We start from the raw sequence: 1,836 nt of genomic DNA on the forward strand, positions 1-1,836 counted from the left end.
GTGCTGGACCCGGCGGACCCCGACCTGGCCGGGCGGCTCGCGGAGTCGGGCGGACTGGACCTGTTCCTCGACTCGGTCGGCGGCCCGGTGCTGCGCGCCGGCCTGGCCGGACTGGCGCCCTTCGGGCGGCTGGTGTCGGTCGGGGCGCGGGGCGGGGTGGAGGACGCCTTCACGATGGGCGAGCTGACCGAGCGCTCGGCGGGCGCCCAGGGCTTCTGGCTCAAGCACGTCCTGACGGACCGGGCGCTGTTCGAGGGCGTCGCCGACCACCTGTTCCGGCTCGCCGCCGAGAAGCGGGTGGTGGCGCGGATCGACCGGACCGTACCGCTGTCCGGGGTGGCCGGGGCGCACCGGGCGATGGCCGCGCGGGAGACCGTCGGCAAGGTGCTGGTGGACGTCCACCGCGAGGAGTGAGCGCCGGGATCAGCGCAGCCCCTCCGCCTCGCCCGGGGTCAGCGGCAGGCTGGCGGCCACCCGGTAGCCGCCGGTGGCGAGCCCGCCGGTCTCCAGGGTGCCGCCGTGCAGGGTGACGCGTTCGCGCATGCCGATCAGGCCGTGCCCGGTTCGGGCCGCCGCCCCGGTGGTGGCTCCGCCCGCCGCTCCGGCCGGGCCGGGCCCGGTGCCCGCGCCGTCGTCGCGCACCTCGACGGTGACCCGGTCCGGACGGTACGTCAGCCGGACGTGGGCGCTGGCCGGGCCGGCGTGCTTGCGGGTGTTGGTGAGGGACTCCTGGACGATCCGGAAGACGGTCAGGCCCACCGTCGGGGGCAGCGGTAGCGGTCGGCCGCTGACCTCGAACTCGGTCGGCAGACCGGCCAGCCGGGACTCGTCGACGATGTGGGCGAGGTCGTCGGCGCCGGGCTGGGGCGGGCTCGGCACGGTCTCGGGATCCTCGTCGGCCCGCAGGACGTCGAGGAGCTGGCGCATCTCGCGCAGGGCCATCCGCCCGGAGGACTCAAGGGTGACCAGGGCGTCGCGGACCACCTCGGTGTCGCCCCCGAGGTTGGCCCGGGCGCCGCCGGCCATCAGCTGCATGGTGGTGATGTGGTGGGCCACGATGTCGTGCAACTCCCGGGCGATGCGCCGTCGTTCCTCGGCCACCGCACGGTCGGCGAGCAGCCTGCGGTGGGCCGCCACCTGCTGCTGCCAGCGGTTGACCACGACGGCCGTGCCGACCACGACCGCGACCGCGAGGACGGCGGAGAGGACGTTCGCCCCGGTGGGGAGCCGCCCGTGGCTCTGGTTCAGCAGCGTCACCACCGCCGTCGCGCCGGACACCAGCGCCGTCACCGGGGCGGTGCGGACCCTGGCCACCGAGTACAGGGCCACCGAGAGGGCGAAGCCGAAGTGGGTCGACGGCGGTGCGGAGAGGTTCTCCGCCGCGCCCAGGGCCAGTACGGCCGCGAGCGCCGACACCGGGTGGCTGCGCCGGAAGAGCAGCGGCAGGGCCGGCAGCACGATGAGGACGACGCCGAGCGCCGTGGCACCGCCGCCTCCGGGCCCACCGTCGCCACTCACGCTGCCGAGCGAGTAGCCGACCAGGTCCAGGGCGGCCGCGGCGACGGCGACCAGCGCGTCGTCACGCGTCCACGGCACCGCGTCGCCGCCCTTCGGCCTGTCGGCGCCCGGCAGCCTGTCGGAGGCCGGCGGCCCGCCGGAGATCGGCTGCTCGGGGTGTCGGCGCCGGCGCATCTGTGCGTCTCCCTGCTCGTGGCCCGCCGGACCGGTGCGGCGCGGCCGGGCTGTGGTGATCGACCCATTCTGGCACCGGCCGACCGGCCGCGACGGGGCCCCTGAGGCGGGTCCGGGACCGGGACCACGGTCCTGGTCCCGGAC

2 protein-coding genes are annotated in these 1,836 nt (G+C 76.6%); one reads left to right on the top strand and one right to left on the bottom strand.

The window, feature by feature from the left end; genetic code table 11:
* Positions 1-414: zinc-binding dehydrogenase (locus tag ACFU6K_RS38175; protein ID WP_380671138.1), on the top strand; the 414-nt coding region annotated here is incomplete at its 5' end.
* Between the two features lie 9 nt (positions 415-423).
* Here the strand turns inward: ACFU6K_RS38175 and ACFU6K_RS38180 are convergent.
* Positions 424-1,692 carry a sensor histidine kinase gene (locus ACFU6K_RS38180; protein ID WP_380671140.1) on the bottom strand — a complete coding sequence of 423 codons (1,269 nt, stop codon included), beginning with the start codon at positions 1,690-1,692 and terminating at the stop codon, positions 424-426.
* Positions 1,693-1,836: the final 144 nt, after the last annotated feature.

The sequence above is a fragment of the Kitasatospora sp. NPDC057512 genome (assembly GCF_042802135.1).
Classification (GTDB): Bacteria; Actinomycetota; Actinomycetes; order Streptomycetales; family Streptomycetaceae; genus Kitasatospora.

What these genes read in the sequence shown, in the direction of transcription:
- ACFU6K_RS38180 (WP_380671140.1), bottom strand. Translation starts at nt 1,692, where the DNA reads ATGCGCCGGCGCCGACACCCCGAGCAGCCGATCTCCGGCGGGCCGCCG.